We start from the raw sequence: 13593 nt of genomic DNA, 5'->3' as shown, positions 1-13593 counted from the left end.
AACAAAATGTTAACTAACTCTATATTAATATAAACTTTTTGTAAACATAAGTAAAGGATTAAATAGAAATTTTTATATTTAATTTTATATAAGAATAAAAAAGCAACTTTAGTGAATTTAAAATAATATCAAATATTAGTTGGGTATATAAATATTTCTTTATATACAAACGTTTTCATAGATGTTATAATGAAGATGAATAAAATGTAAATGTATTTTGTAGCTTTAAAGGTGGAGATTTGCATGAAAAAATTTATTACAATTTTATCAGTTATTATATGTCTAGGATTAGGAGGCTTATTAATAGCTAATCATTATACAAGTTTAAAAGAAGAAAGGTTTAATAATATTATAGAAAATGCTAATAAAGCTATTGAAAATAAAGAATATAAGACAGCAGAGGTATTATTAGAAAAAGCTAAACTTATGAACAATAAGACCAATGTAATATGTAAAAAGATACAGAATTTAGAGTTTCATAAAGAACAGCAGGAACTTTATGATCAAGGATTAAGATTGGAAAAGATGAAAAGGTATTCAGAAGCTATAAATGTTTTTAGTGAAATTCAGGATGATTCAAATGATTTAAAAATAAATAGTCATAAAGAAATAGAAGTTTGTAAAAAATGTATAATAGATGATTTTTCAAATAAAGCAGATAAGGCTATAAAAAGAGGAGATATAGAAAGAGCAAAGTATATTATAGCTAAAATTGAAAAAGTAGATAGTGAAAGTACAGAAATAAATATATTAAATATGAAAATAGAGAATTTTAAATCAGCCAAATAAATATCAAGAGTACTCTTGATATTTATTTGGCTGATTTTTTTAAACAATATCTTTTGTATCTAGAAAAGCTTCTTGCATAAGTAATTTAATCATAGCAGGAAACTCTCTAATCATATATTGAACTCTTAAAGATATAGGAGTTTTTGAAGGAAGTCCTTCATTTTTAATATTAAGGTAATCTGCGATTTCCTTAGCTCTAAATAAATGAAAATCACTTGTTACTATTAACACTTCATCTTTATCAGCATGTCTTTCTTCAAGAATTTTTTTACTGAATTCTAAATTTTGAAAGGTTGATTTAGATTTATCTTCTTCTATAATTCTATTAGGATTAATTCCTTTATTAACAAGAAAATTTTTCATAGCCTCAGATTCTGGTATTGGCTCGTTACTTCCTTGTCCACCTGAAACTATTACTTTAGTATTAGGGTGTAATTCTAAGTATTTCAAGCCTTCCTCTAATCTTTCTTGTAAAATTGGGCTTGGCTTGTCTCCATATAATCCTGCACCTAAAATTATTTCATATTCTACATCCTTAAGTTGCTTTATATCTTTAAAATTCATCATTTTATATGTCAAAAAAACTTCAAAAATAAGGAAGACTAGGATAAGTAGCCCTATTAAAATAGATATTCCAACTAAAATTTTCTTCTTTAGCAAATAATCACTTCCTATGTTTATTCTTTGAATTAATATAAATTTTATCCTTAAGCTTATTATCTCATATATAACTTACATAATTATGATTTAAATGTTAAGGAACTATTACAATAATATGTAGGTAAAAATTGGAGTTGTGAAATTTTTGATAATTATATTGACTAGGCAGAATCTGATGATATAATAAATCGTGTTCATATGAAAATGATTATCATTGATGGGGAGACGAGGGTAATCTAATAAGGAAATTAGGAGGACTAAAGATGAAAGGACTTAAAAAATTAGCGATTTTAGGGATCGCAACACTTACGGTTGGAATGTTTGTAGGATGTTCTAGTAGTAAAACTAGTGAAGAGGGCAACACTAGTAATGAAAAAAGGATTGTTCAATCTGTAAAAGGAGAAGTTGAGATACCAGCTAATCCTAAAAAGATAGTAGACATTTCAGGAAGTTCAGAAGAGTTAGTTTTATTAGGACATACTCCTGTAGCTACGGCAAATGTAGACTCATATAAAACTGATCAAGTACCAGAATATATGGCTGAGACGTTAAAAGATACAAAAATAGTTGGTCATTCTATGATGGATACTGCTGATATAGAAGGGATATTATCAGTAGAGCCAGACTTAATAATAATGTCACCTAGACAAGAGAAAATATATGATCAATTAGCAGAAATAGCTCCAACAGTTATAATTAATGATAATGCAAATGATTGGGAAGCTAAGTTTAAAGAGGTAGCAAAATTATTTGATCAAGAAGAGGAAGCACAAAATTGGTTAGATAATTATTATAAAAAAGCAAAAGAAGTTGGAGAGGAAATAAAGAAAGCAAATGGTGATGGAACTTATTTATCTGTTTTAGCTTCTTCAGGTCAATTCATGGTATTTACTGAAGGTGGAATAGGAACAGTTTTAAAGAGTGATATGGGATTACCTCAACCAAGTAAAATGCCAGAACAAGATAGCATAACATTACCTACAGTTACACTTGAAGGACTTACTGAAATAGATGCAGATCATATTATAGTTTTAGGAACAGAATCAGATAAGGCTGATTTAGAGTCAAATAGTGTTTGGAATGAAATGAGAGCTGTTAAGAATGGAAATGTAACAATACTTGATGTAAGTCCATATTTTAGCCAAGCTTATAACCCAATGGGAAGAGAACTTTTATTAGAGTCAATAAAAAATGAACTTGTAAAATAATTAAAATTTTTAGTAGGGGCTGTATCAAAATATAAAGATACAGCCCCACTATTTAAGTTAAAATAGAAATTTTGGTGATACTTTAAGGAGGACAACTTATGAAAATAGGAAGGAAAAGGACCTTGGCTTATGGATTAATGTTTATAGGTTTATTACTTTTGCTTAGTGGAATCATTCTATCTATATCTATAGGGGCAAAAGAAATTGATTTTTCTATGATAATAAATGCTATTTTTACAAATGATGCAGATATAAATACTAATATAATTAGGGATGTAAGAATACCTAGAGCACTTGCAGCAGCTTTAGTAGGAGGATTTTTAGCCGTAGCTGGTGCCATCATGCAAGGAATAACTAGAAATCCAATTGCAGAACCTTCTGTAATGGGTATAACTCAAGGAGCTACATTTATGATAGCTGTAGCATTTGTTTTACAAAGAATATATCCTAATTTAGTCATAAATAGCTTTGCTCTTATGATTTTTGCATTTTTAGGAGCAAGTATAAGTGGTCTTTTAGTATATTTTATAAGCTCTAGAGCATCTAGAAAAGTTGATCCTGTTAAGTTAGCCCTTGCAGGGACAGCCTTAGGAACTTTACTTATATCCTTAGCAATGGGAATATCAATGTATTTTAATTTATCTCAACAGTTAAGTTTCTGGGTATCAGGTGGATTAGTAAGTGCTAAATGGGAAGGTGTAATTTTATTATCTTTAATTGGAGGAATAGCATTTATTGGGGCCATGATTATGTCACCTAGAATAACAATTTTGAGTTTAGGAGAAGAAGTAGCCATAGGACTTGGAGAAAAAACCAATCTTGTAAGATTTATATCCATAATGATAGTTATATGTCTAACAGGTGCTTCTGTTTCGGTAGCTGGTAATATTGTCTTTGTAGGATTAATAATTCCTCAAATATGCAAAGGAATAGTAGGATCTGATTATAGATATATAATACCTAGTTCAATGATATTAGGTGCTGTTTTATTAGTGTATAGTGATATATTAGCAAGGATTATAAACCCTCCTTATGAAACACCAATAGGATCTTTAACTGCCTTATTAGGAGTTCCAGTGTTTATATACTTAGTTAGAAAGGGAGGTAAGTAATTTATGAATATAAAAAAGAACCATAAATTTATATGGGTAACGGGAATTTTAATAGGTTTAATTTTTATTACCTTCTTAATAAGTTTAAATATGGGTTCACTTTCAATTGAGCCAGGAGAAGTTATTAAAACTTTAATTGGACAAGGTACAAAAAGTAATGAAATAGCTATATTTAAGCTTAGACTTCCTAGAATAGTCATAGGAATATTAGTAGGAACAGCTTTAGCAACTGCAGGTACAATCCTGCAAGGGGTTACTAAAAATGATTTAGCTGATTCAGGAATACTTGGAATAAATTCAGGAGCTGCCTTATTTGTTGTAGTTTATATATATATAATGAATGGAAATGTATATGATGGTGTAAGTAATTTAACTATTTTTACTATGCCTATAGTAGCTTTAAGTGGAGCTATATTTGGAGCATTTTTAATATACATATTAGCATGGAAGAATGGAATAAATTCATCAAGACTATTATTAATAGGTATAGGTATAAATATAGCTTTTACATCCTTATTAACAATATTTCAGTTAAGATTTACTACTCAAGAATTTAATAGAGTTATGGCTTTGATATCAGGAAGCATATGGGGAGCAAGTTGGAAATATGTATTAGCAATATTACCATTTATAATTATATTTATGGCTTTAACTATATATAAATCAAGATATTTAGATGGATTAAATTTAGGAGACGAAGTTGCCACAGGTATAGGGATTGAAGTAGAAAAAGAAAGAAGAAAACTAATTATATATGCAGTTATATTAGCAGGGGTAGCTACATCAGTTGCAGGTAGCATAGGTTTCCTAGGTTTAGTATCTCCTCATATAGCAAGAAAATTAATAGGGCCAAAGCATAAGAAATTAATTCCTGTAGCAGCCCTTATTGGAAGTTTAATATTATTAGTGTCAGATACTATAGCAAGAAATTTAATTGCACCAATGGAAATGCCAGTAGGTATAATCGTATCTATAATAGGAGTTCCATATTTTATTTATTTAATGTTATCAAAATAGATATTTATATACCTAGACATAAATTAATATTTATAAATAAAAGGCAATTAAATTTCATCTTAGATAAATTGATTTTAAATAAGATATAAGAATTAAAGTAACAAGTATTTTAAAATCTTATAATTAAAAGTTTTCACGAAAGTAGAAGGAGATAATTATGAATTGTATAACTACTGATAATTTAAATATTTCATATGGAAGTTTAGATATAGTTAAAAATTTAAACTTAAATATACCAAAGGGGAAAATAACTACAATAATAGGTGCAAATGGATGTGGAAAATCTACAGTGCTAAAAACAATAGCTAGAATTTTAACTCCTAAAAGTGGGGAAATATATATAAATGAAAAAAACATAAAAGAGCAGGGAGCTAAGGAGTTAGCAAAGGTTATGGCAGTTTTACCTCAAAGTCCTCAAGCACCTAATGGGCTTACTGTTGAAGAGTTAATAGCCTATGGAAGATTCCCTCATCAAAAAGGATTCGGTAAATTAAAAAAAGAGGACAAAAATATAATTCAATGGGCTTTAGAGGTTACAGGATTAATTGAATTTAGGGAAAGAGACATAGAAGATTTATCTGGAGGGCAAAGACAAAGAGCTTGGATTGCTATGGCCTTAGCACAGCAAACAGATATATTAATACTTGATGAGCCAACAACTTATTTAGATTTAGCCCATCAATTAGAGATTTTAAATTTACTTAAGGAATTGAATGAGAAGCATGGGACAACTATAGTTATGGTTATTCATGAACTTAATAATGCTGCTAGATTTGCCGATTATATGATAGGTATGAAAGCAGGAAAAATAGCTTGTGAAGGTACAGCATATGAAGTTATGACAAAAGAAAATCTTAAAGAGTTGTTTAATATAGATGCAGAAATTATAGAGGATCCAATAAATAAAAGACCAGTCTGTGTGACTTATGATATGTTATAAAATTAAGATGATAATATCTCAAATATAAATATAATTCTAATAATATTATAGTTTAATAAAAATAAATCTTAGGGAATATTTTATTTTCTAAGATTTATTTTATTTATTCAAGCTTTTATAATTAATGAAATCTTTAATATGGTATAATAAAACTTAACTGATATAAATTGGAATTTAAATAAGGTGTAATATCTATAAATATATATTAAAAAGGATTTTTATACAAAAGTATTATTTATTAATTATTATGAAATAAAGGTATAAATATATTAAATAATTTTTAAGTTGATTTAGTATAAAAAGTAGAGAGGGTAATTTATGAGTTTAAAGATTAGAGATATTAAGATAGAAGATTATAAAGAAATTAGTAAAATTAGAAAAATGCCTGGAGTTATGGAGAATATATTGTCCAATAAAGATGAAGAAGATGAATTAATTAAGGAAAAGATTATAAATAGAGGAAATAATCAGTATTGGTATGTTGCTGAAGAAGATGGAAAAGTTTTAGGGTTAGGAATATTAATGAATCATGGAAATTTAAGAAAAAAACATGTTGGAGTAATAACATTAATGGTCAATAGTGATTATCAAAACAAAGGCATAGGAAGTTTATTAATGGATAAGTTAATAAATTTAAGCGAAAGTCTTAATATTATAAGGTTGGAATTATGTGTATTTAGGGATAATTATAAAGCAATAAACTTATATAAGAAGTTTGGATTTAAAGAAGAGGGAATAAAGATAAAGTCAGCTTTGAAAAATGGAGAATATGCTGATGAAATTATTATGGCAAGGATAAGCTTGTAGAGTTAATTTAGGGATAATATATATTTATAGTATAAATAGGTTTAGAGAATAAAGGGGGAGAGGTTATATGTATGAATATAAATTTATAAATGTGCCTGTTGATAAATCATTTAAGTGCAAAAGGGAAGACTCCTTTGAAAAATGTAAAGACATTATAAAAGAAGAAGCTAAAAATGGATGGAGGTTAAAGCAGATTGTTACTCCAATTAATGAAAAGTCAGGTGTTAATATTATTTATGCTTATGAAATAATCTTTGAAAGAAAAGTAGAAAATTATGCTTAATAAAGAACTTTTTAATAAGAGAAATTTAAGAACTATAATTTTAGCTGTAGTTCTTTTTATTATTTTTATATGGGGAACCAATTTAACTGCAATATGGTTTAGTGATATGGGAAAAGAAAAAATATCTATTATTAAGAAAATAGGAATTTCATTTTTAATATTAGGACCTTATTGGGTAGTGGCTATAAGTGGATTTTATAAAAGATTAAGAAGAATATTAAATTACAAATTATTTAATTTTATGTTCTTTATTATATATTTTTATTATTTCTTTCTTATAGATAGTATTGTAAATAATTTAAGTAAGTAGATTGTAATTAAAAATATAGATAGTTATATATTAATAAAGTTATTGGCGAAGTTTCTTAAATAAAACATTTAAAGATTGTATTACTATATTCTTTGTAGGTAATTACATTATAGAAACGTATTTGATATTAATATAAATTATATGAAATCTAGATTGATAACAAAAATAGTTGCTAAATAAAAGCAACTATTTTTGCTTATTTAAATATTACTTAACTGATTTTTTTATTGATTTCAAACATTTCTGATACATAGTATATAAAGCAACCTACAAGAGGTATTAATAAATAAGCATCTTCAAATTTAAAAACAAAAAATACACACTCTGTTAAAACTAAAATGGTACCAATAATTATAAATGTTATACCTATTAAGTCTGCAATATGATCTTTATTTTTTATTTGGTTCACATCATAGTAGTTTTCAATTCTTTTGAAGTAGAAAAGATAATATCCAAGTTTAAATTTCTTATTTTTAAATACATAAAGACCTACAAATAAAAATATTAATCCAACTATAAGAATAAGAATTAAAACCATAATATTTTCTCCTTTCACACTTACTTTTTATTACTAAACTTTTATTATAGAAAACTTTAGCAATAAAAAATAAGCGTATATGAAATATTATTTTTTAGTTAATAAAGATTAAATATAACAATATTGCTTTGTTATAAATCTACATATTAAATAAAAACTTAAATTTAATTTTAGGAATATTAAATAACAAGTAATATTTAAACAATAATATATTTATAATTATATTACTATTTTGAACCAATTTAAACATATTAGAACAATATTTTCCAATAAAGAGGGAATGAATTTGAAAAAATAAAATTTTTCTAAAAAAAGTTTTATTTTTTTGTCATATTATATGATTTTACCGAATATAAATATAAAGTCATAAAATTAACACTAGATTTTAGGGGGAAAAGGGAAATGAGAAAAAGAGGCATTATGAGTAAACGTTTGCTAGCAGTTTTGTGCATGGCATCAGTAATAACATCATTAATTAGTTTTAGAGGATTAGAAGTTAAGGCTTCACCAAATGTGCCATATGATCAAAAAGAATCATTAGCACCATTAGGAGAAGTTTATAGCATTGAAACTTTATTAAATTGGACACCGGAAAGTGATCCAGATGCTAAGTATAATAGAGCAAGCATTGAGCTTCAAGATAGGTTTATGGGAGACATTGTAAATGAAAATGCTAATCCAGAAGCTAAAATAATGAATGTTGCTTTAACTAATCCATATGTTGATAGAGCACCATCACAAGGTAGTGATTCAATGGATGCTTATGTGTTTTCATATTGGCAGTATGTAAATTCATATGTTTATTGGGGAGGATCAAGTAGAGGAATATTTGCACTTCCAACACCAGATGTAGTTGATAATGCACATAAAAATGGTGTTCCAGTTTTAGCTACAATAGGATTTCCATGGGGACCAGGAGAAGGGTATGTTGAACAGGTAAGAGCATTCCTTCAAAAAGATAAGAATGGAAACTTCCCAGTTGCAGACAAAATGATTGAAATAGCTGAATATTATGGATTTGATGGATATTTCTTTAACCAAGAATCCTATGGCTGTGTAAAAGATGATGCAGATAGAATGGTAGAAATGCTTGAGTATATCAAAAAGAAAGCTCCAAATATGGTTATAGGTTGGTATGATTCTATGACTGTTGATGGAAATGTTAAGTGGCAAGATGCTTTAAATGATAAGAATGCTGCTTTCTTCCAAAATGGAGAAAATAGAACAACTGACGAATTCTTTTTAAATTATAATTGGACTCCAGAAAAAATAGAGACTACAGTGAATACTGCTAAATCATTAGGAAGAAGTCCTTTTGATGTTTATGCAGGATTAGATGTTCAACAAAATGCATATAATACTCCATTTAATGATGATTACTTATTAGATGAGAATGGAAAGCTTAGACTTTCTTTAGCTATGTACACTCCAAACTCAACATTCTCAATGGCTAAGGATGTTTATGATTTCTATAAGCATGATCAAAAATTCTGGGTAGGACCAACAGGAGACCCATCAAAATCAGATACAGAGCAAGATTGGACAGGATTAGCTAACTATGTTCCAGATAGATCAGCAATAAATGATTTACCATTTGTGACAAACTTTAATTTAGGACATGGGGAAGATTATTATATAGATGGTTCACTTTCAAGGGATGAAGAGTGGAACAATAGAGCAATGCAAGAATATTTACCAACTTGGAGATGGATAGTTGAATCAAATGGTTCAAAACTTACTCCAGATTTTGACTTTAAAACTGCATACAATGGAGGAAGTTCATTAAAGGTTGAAGGTAAGTTAGAGGCTGCAAATCCAAACCACATTAAGTTATACAGCACTGATTTAAATATAGAGAATAACTCAACAGAATTATCAATTGTTTATAAAACAGAATCAGCTCCAAACATGAAAGTAGGATTATGTTTTGGAGAAAATTATGATGAAGAAAACTTTACATTCTTTGATGTAAATAAAAATAGTAATGGAGAATGGACAGAGGTTAAAATACCTTTAGGTGACCATGTTGGAAAAACAATTTCTGCAATATCATTAAAGTTTGAAAGTGGTCAAGATGTTGAAAACTTTAAGATAAATGTAGGACAAATATCTATAGAAGAAACTGCTGAAAATAATAAAGGTTTAAAAAATAGTGATGTTATTTTAGAAGAAACAATGGTTCATAATTCAAATAGTGCAGAGGCTAGAATTTACTGGAATGGATTAGAATCAGGAAATGAAGATGATTTAGCATTCTATGAAATATATAGAATTAAGCCAGATGGATCTAGAGAACTTATGGGAGCAACTCCAAATGATGCTTACTATGTTCAAGAGTTTGAGAGATATGGAGAAGAAATGGAATTTGACATTGAAGTAGTTCCTGTAGATGTAAATTACAATAGAGGAGAAGGAAAGAGAGTAACATTCAATTGGGGAATTCCTCATGATGCTACACAAATTCCAGATAAAAAGGTTTATGAAAACCTTGCCTTATATAAATCAGTTCAAACTAGTGCAGAGGGTGCTGCAGAACCAGGTCTTAAAGCCGTTGATGGAAAAGTAGATAATAATAGTAAATGGTGTGCCGCTGGAGCTAATAGTGGTTGGTTAACAATTGATTTAGGAGAGCCAAAAAATATTCAAAGATGGGTTGTTAAACATGCTGAAGCTGGTGGAGAAGCAAAAGAAATGAATACAAGAGATTTTGCTTTAGAAGTTTCATATGATGGAGGACAAACTTATCAAGAGGTTGATGCTGTAACTGGAAATGAGGAGGCTATTACTGATAGAAATTTAGCAGAGCCAATAGTTGCACAGCATCTAAGACTTAGAATTGATAATTCAGGAAATTCACCTTGGGCAGCTATAAGAGTATACGAGTTCCAATTATATGAAGAAACATTTACAGATCAAACAACTGAGATTCCAATGAGATTTGTAAATGCTAAAAATAATAAAGGGGCTAATGACTCTGTATTATTTACAAGAGGTAAAGAAGGACAAACTGTTAATCTTTATAAGGGATTAAATGATGAAACTCCTTTTGCTACAGCTACTATAGACTCTAATGGAGAAGCTAAATTTGAAGGATTAGATTTTGGTGAAGATGGTGGAAGAGTTTACTATGGAACAGTTGAAGAAGGTAAGAGAGAAAGTTTAAGAATGAGTGCTGCTTTTGAAGGAGAAAATTGGGAATATTCAAAGGTTCCAGAAAGATTTGAATTAACTCCTTACAAGGCACCAGGAATGAATGGAGAAAATCATAATTATGGTACTTTAAAAATAAAGGATTTAGAAGCAGGAGATATTGTAAGCATATTTAATGACAAGGATTCAATATTCCCAGAGAAGGTTAGTGTTCCAGTAGCCAAAGGGGGAGATACAGCTATTTTAGATAGAATATCTATTAATCCAGAGGGTGGAGTACTAACATTAGAAGTTAAATCAGAAGGCAAGAAGGCTAGAAGAATTGAAGTTCCATATTCAGGTTTTGGCGAAATAGAAATGAAAATAGAAAATGAAGCACCTACTAACTTAAGAACAGTAGATGTTCAAAAGAAGAGTGTAAGTCTTGCTTGGGATTCACCAGAAAATACTTATGGATTAGATGGATATATAATCTATAAGGATAACAAGAAAGTTGGAGAAGTTTCAGCAGATCAAACTGAATTTACAGTTGGAAAGTTAAACAGACATACAATTTATAACTTTAAAGTTGCTGCTAAGTATTCTAATGGAGAAATTTCAAAAAGAGATACAATAACAGTAAGAACAGCTAGATAGATAAACTAAATAATTAATTATAAATGATATTAGATAGATTTAAATATTTTATATTCTATCTAATATCATTTTTTATTAGGCCACCATTATATAAAATTAAAGGCTATGTGGTTCTTACCTTTATATGCAAAAATTCTATAATAATATTATAGAGTTAAATTTGGATTTACTTATAATAATTATAGTTGGAGGACAATAATATGAAGGTTGGAATAATAATGGGAGGAATTTCTTCAGAGAGAGAAGTTTCTTTAGCAAGTGGAGAATCAATTTTTAATCATATAGATAAAGAAAAGTATGAAGTTAGTAAAATAATTATAAATAATAAAAGAGATATCTTAGAAAAAGTTAAAGGGTTAGATTTTGCTTTACTAGCACTACATGGTAAATTTGGGGAGGATGGAACAGTTCAAGCTTTCTTAGATATAATGGATATACCATATTCAGGATGTGGAGCTTTAAGTAGTTCTTTATGTATGGATAAAAATCTAAGTAAGAAGGTTTTAAAAGCTGAAAACATAAGAACAGCAAAATGGATAACTGTGAAGTCTATAGAGGAAATAGATTATGACAAGATTGAGGAAATTGGCTATCCAGTTTTTGTTAAACCTAATAATGGAGGATCGAGTGTGGCTACTTTTAAGGTTTATAAAAAAGAAGATATAAAAAATTCTGTTATGGAAGGATTAAAATATTATGAAGAAGTAATAATTGAATCCTTTGTAAAAGGAAGAGAAATTACTTGTCCTATATTTAATGGAGAGCTTTTCCCTATTCTTGAAATAAAGAGCAAAGCAGATTTTTATGATTATAAGCAAAAGTATGCAGCTAATGGAGCAGAACATTTACCAGTTCAGTTAGAAAAATCTTTATATGATGAAGTTAAGGAAATGGCTTTAAAAACTTTTGAAGTATTAAAATGTGAAGTTTATGCTAGAGTGGATATGATAATTTCAGAAGAAGGAGTTCCATATATACTAGAAGTAAATACATTACCTGGTATGACAGCTACAAGTTTATTTCCACAAAGTGCAGAATCTAGAGGAATATCATATTCAAAATTTATAGATTTAATAATAGAAACATCATTAAATAAGAAAATAAAATAAATAGAAGTTTTCAAAAGTCATTTATTTAAAGATAATTATTTTAATAAATGGCTTTTCATATACTCCTTTGAATAATATTTAGATATATTGTATATTAGATAAAAAAAGGTAATTAATGTTTAGGACATTAGAGAAAGAGGTATTAAATGGAGTTATTTGTTTCAGATTTAGACGGAACTTTACTAAATAAGGATCAAGTTATATCAGATTATTCTAAAAAGGAATTAAATAGACTTATAAGCACAGGGATTAATTTTGCAATTGCAACAGCTAGAAGTCCAGCTACTGTTTCAGATATTTTAGATGGAATAGATATAAAAACACCTGTTGTTCTTATGAATGGAGTTATAATTTTTGATATTGAAAAGAAAAAATATATAGATGTTAAAGAAATAGACAAAGAAAGTGTCAAAGAGATTATCAAAATACTTCAAGAATATAACAAAACATTCTTTCTTTATGGGATAAAAGATGATTATCTATGGGTTTATCATAAAGATTTTACTTATGATTTTGAGAGAGAATATTATGAGGAAAGATGCAATAAAAAACTTAAGTCTTTTAAAAAAGTTGAAAATTATTTAGATATTTTAGATGATAATCAAATAATAAATTTTGTGTTTTTTGAAGATAATAAACTTATAGCTCATGAATTATTTGAGAAGATACTGAAAGTAAAAGGTGTTACTGGTAATTGTTATAAAGATATATATAACGAAGGAGCTTTTTTCTTAGATGTATATAATGAGGAGGCTTCAAAAGCTAATGGAATAAAATTTTTGGCGGATTATGTAGAACATAGTAAAGTTATAACTTTTGGTGATGGAGAAAATGATGTTCCTATGTTTGAAATTGCAGATGAATGTTATGCTTTAGAAAATGCTTCAGCTGGGTTAAAGGCCATAGCTACGGGGATTATTGGCAATAATAATGATGATGCAGTGGTTAGATTTTTGATTGAAAGATTAAAATAGAAAAAATGTAAAATGAATAGAAAAAATATAGAAGAAGTATAATTAATAGGTGTACTTCTT

The 13593-nt window shown here is 28.0% G+C and carries 13 protein-coding genes; 11 read left to right on the top strand and 2 right to left on the bottom strand.

Features of this window, described 5'->3' with window-relative positions; genetic code table 11:
* The first annotated feature begins 243 nt into the window (after positions 1-243).
* Positions 244-789 carry a hypothetical protein gene (locus tag I6G60_RS12375; protein WP_011590379.1) on the top strand — a complete coding sequence of 182 codons (546 nt, stop codon included), beginning with the start codon at positions 244-246 and terminating at the stop codon, positions 787-789.
* A gap of 39 nt (positions 790-828) precedes the next feature.
* Here the strand turns inward: I6G60_RS12375 and I6G60_RS12370 are convergent, their stop codons facing one another.
* The gene (locus tag I6G60_RS12370) at positions 829-1449 is read right to left on the bottom strand and encodes a YdcF family protein (RefSeq protein WP_011590380.1); all 621 of its coding nucleotides are present in this window, start codon (positions 1447-1449) and stop codon (positions 829-831) included.
* 263 nt (positions 1450-1712) lie between these two features.
* On the opposite strand from I6G60_RS12370, the gene I6G60_RS12365 reads away from it, so the two are divergent.
* From I6G60_RS12365 to I6G60_RS12335, 7 genes are all read left to right on the top strand, one after another.
* Entirely contained in the window at positions 1713-2657 is a 945-nt protein-coding gene (locus tag I6G60_RS12365; RefSeq protein WP_003477145.1) for an iron-hydroxamate ABC transporter substrate-binding protein, read from the top strand.
* Positions 2658-2755: 98 nt separating this feature from the next.
* Entirely contained in the window at positions 2756-3769 is a 1014-nt protein-coding gene (locus I6G60_RS12360) for a FecCD family ABC transporter permease (protein WP_003455759.1), read from the top strand.
* A 3-nt stretch (positions 3770-3772) separates the two neighbouring features.
* Positions 3773-4786 carry a FecCD family ABC transporter permease gene (locus I6G60_RS12355; protein ID WP_197925407.1) on the top strand — a complete coding sequence of 338 codons (1014 nt, stop codon included), beginning with the start codon at positions 3773-3775 and terminating at the stop codon, positions 4784-4786.
* Positions 4787-4943: 157 nt separating this feature from the next.
* Complete coding sequence (locus I6G60_RS12350) at positions 4944-5726, top strand: ABC transporter ATP-binding protein (protein ID WP_011590381.1); 783 nt, start codon at positions 4944-4946, stop codon at positions 5724-5726.
* 318 nt (positions 5727-6044) lie between these two features.
* Positions 6045-6533: a GNAT family N-acetyltransferase gene (locus tag I6G60_RS12345; RefSeq protein WP_011590382.1), complete on the top strand. Its 489-nt coding sequence runs from the start codon at positions 6045-6047 to the stop codon at positions 6531-6533.
* Between the two features lie 67 nt (positions 6534-6600).
* The gene (locus I6G60_RS12340; protein ID WP_011590383.1) at positions 6601-6816 is read left to right on the top strand and encodes a DUF4177 domain-containing protein; all 216 of its coding nucleotides are present in this window, start codon (positions 6601-6603) and stop codon (positions 6814-6816) included.
* Complete coding sequence (locus I6G60_RS12335) at positions 6809-7126, top strand: hypothetical protein (protein ID WP_011590384.1); 318 nt, start codon at positions 6809-6811, stop codon at positions 7124-7126. Before I6G60_RS12340 ends, I6G60_RS12335 begins: the two co-directional genes overlap by 8 nt.
* A gap of 211 nt (positions 7127-7337) precedes the next feature.
* Here I6G60_RS12335 and I6G60_RS12330 read toward each other — a convergent pair whose 3' ends face one another.
* Complete coding sequence (locus I6G60_RS12330) at positions 7338-7664, bottom strand: hypothetical protein (RefSeq protein WP_003449181.1); 327 nt, start codon at positions 7662-7664, stop codon at positions 7338-7340.
* Positions 7665-8066: 402 nt separating this feature from the next.
* Between I6G60_RS12330 and I6G60_RS12325 the strand changes: the two genes are divergently transcribed.
* The 3 genes from I6G60_RS12325 to I6G60_RS12315 all read left to right on the top strand — a co-directional run bounded on the left by I6G60_RS12325 (position 8067) and on the right by I6G60_RS12315 (position 13533).
* On the top strand, positions 8067-11450 hold the full coding sequence (locus tag I6G60_RS12325) for an endo-beta-N-acetylglucosaminidase (protein WP_138329565.1): 3384 nt from the start codon (positions 8067-8069) through the stop codon (positions 11448-11450).
* Between the two features lie 200 nt (positions 11451-11650).
* The gene (locus I6G60_RS12320) at positions 11651-12559 is read left to right on the top strand and encodes a D-alanine--D-alanine ligase (RefSeq protein ID WP_011590386.1); all 909 of its coding nucleotides are present in this window, start codon (positions 11651-11653) and stop codon (positions 12557-12559) included.
* A gap of 146 nt (positions 12560-12705) precedes the next feature.
* Positions 12706-13533, top strand: coding sequence for a Cof-type HAD-IIB family hydrolase (locus I6G60_RS12315; protein ID WP_004456191.1), 828 nt, complete (start codon positions 12706-12708; stop codon positions 13531-13533).
* Positions 13534-13593: the final 60 nt, after the last annotated feature.

The organism is Clostridium perfringens, from assembly GCF_016027375.1.
Taxonomy (GTDB): Bacteria; Bacillota; Clostridia; order Clostridiales; family Clostridiaceae; genus Sarcina; species Sarcina perfringens.
This window is presented reverse-complemented; position numbering and strand designations above follow the sequence as displayed.

Coding starts and splice junctions, on each gene's coding strand:
- I6G60_RS12375 (WP_011590379.1), top strand. CDS start 244: ATGAAAAAATTTATTACAATTTTATCAGTTATTATATGTCTAGGATTA.
- I6G60_RS12365 (WP_003477145.1), top strand. CDS start 1,713: ATGAAAGGACTTAAAAAATTAGCGATTTTAGGGATCGCAACACTTACG.
- I6G60_RS12360 (WP_003455759.1), top strand. CDS start 2,756: ATGAAAATAGGAAGGAAAAGGACCTTGGCTTATGGATTAATGTTTATA.
- I6G60_RS12355 (WP_197925407.1), top strand. CDS start 3,773: ATGAATATAAAAAAGAACCATAAATTTATATGGGTAACGGGAATTTTA.
- I6G60_RS12350 (WP_011590381.1), top strand. CDS start 4,944: ATGAATTGTATAACTACTGATAATTTAAATATTTCATATGGAAGTTTA.
- I6G60_RS12345 (WP_011590382.1), top strand. CDS start 6,045: ATGAGTTTAAAGATTAGAGATATTAAGATAGAAGATTATAAAGAAATT.
- I6G60_RS12340 (WP_011590383.1), top strand. CDS start 6,601: ATGTATGAATATAAATTTATAAATGTGCCTGTTGATAAATCATTTAAG.
- I6G60_RS12335 (WP_011590384.1), top strand. CDS start 6,809: ATGCTTAATAAAGAACTTTTTAATAAGAGAAATTTAAGAACTATAATT.
- I6G60_RS12330 (WP_003449181.1), bottom strand. CDS start 7,664: ATGGTTTTAATTCTTATTCTTATAGTTGGATTAATATTTTTATTTGTA.
- I6G60_RS12325 (WP_138329565.1), top strand. CDS start 8,067: ATGAGAAAAAGAGGCATTATGAGTAAACGTTTGCTAGCAGTTTTGTGC.
- I6G60_RS12320 (WP_011590386.1), top strand. CDS start 11,651: ATGAAGGTTGGAATAATAATGGGAGGAATTTCTTCAGAGAGAGAAGTT.
- I6G60_RS12315 (WP_004456191.1), top strand. CDS start 12,706: ATGGAGTTATTTGTTTCAGATTTAGACGGAACTTTACTAAATAAGGAT.